The sequence below is a fragment of the Methylobacterium sp. WL18 genome (assembly GCF_008040015.1).
GTDB classification, from domain to species: Bacteria; Pseudomonadota; Alphaproteobacteria; order Rhizobiales; family Beijerinckiaceae; genus Methylobacterium; species Methylobacterium mesophilicum.
Genome location: NZ_VRVD01001128.1, coordinates 1 through 797, shown reverse-complemented (window position 1 = coordinate 797; position 797 = coordinate 1). Strand labels below are relative to the sequence as shown.

General features: G+C 74.9%; 1 pseudogene. It reads left to right on the top strand.

From position 1 onward, the window contains the following. Window positions 1-797, top strand: a pseudogene (locus tag FV228_RS31315) (alpha-2-macroglobulin family protein); the annotation flags it as partial.

The following is a 797-nucleotide window of genomic DNA, read 5'->3' as shown; positions in this document are numbered from 1 at the left end:
GCGCTGCTGCGCCGGTCAGTGCGCAACCTGGCGCCCGGGGCCGGCCTGACGGTGAGCGCCGACCTGCTGGCCGACCTGCTGCCCGGAACCGGCAGCGTCACGCTCTCGGCCTCGGCGCTCCCGGGCCTCGACGTGCCAGCGCTGCTCCAGGCGCTCGACCGCTATCCCTACGGCTGTTCCGAGCAGATCGTCAGCCGGGCGATGCCGCTGCTCTACGTCAACCGCCTGGCCGGGCTCGACAAGCTGGCCCTCGACGCGAACGTCGGCGACCGGGTGCGCGAGTCGATCGAGCGGCTGCTCGCCCGCCAGGATGCGAGCGGGGATTTCGGCCTGTGGTCGGCGCAAGGGTCGGGCGACGTCTGGCTGGCCGCCTACGTGACCGACTTCCTCACCCGCGCCCGGGAGCGCGGCTTCGCGGTGCCCCAGGGGGCCTTCACCCAGGCGCTGGACCGCCTGCGCAACACCGTCGCGAACGCCACGGAGGTGCGGGACGGCGGCGCCGACCTCGCCTACGCCGCCTACGTGCTGGCCCGCAACGGCCGGCCGGTGATGGGCGACCTGCGCTACCTTGTGGACACCAAGCTCGACGCCTTCGCGACCGGGCTCGGCCGGGCGCAGCTCGCCGCCTCCCTGGCGCTCCTGGGCGACCGGGGTCGTGCCGCCAAGGCGATGGACGCGGCGCTCGCCACGCTGCGAGCCCAGCGGGATACGGGCGTGTACCGGGCCGATTACGGCTCCCGCCTGCGCGACGGGGCCGGCCTGATCGCGCTGGCGGCCGAGAGCGGGCTGACCCAGGT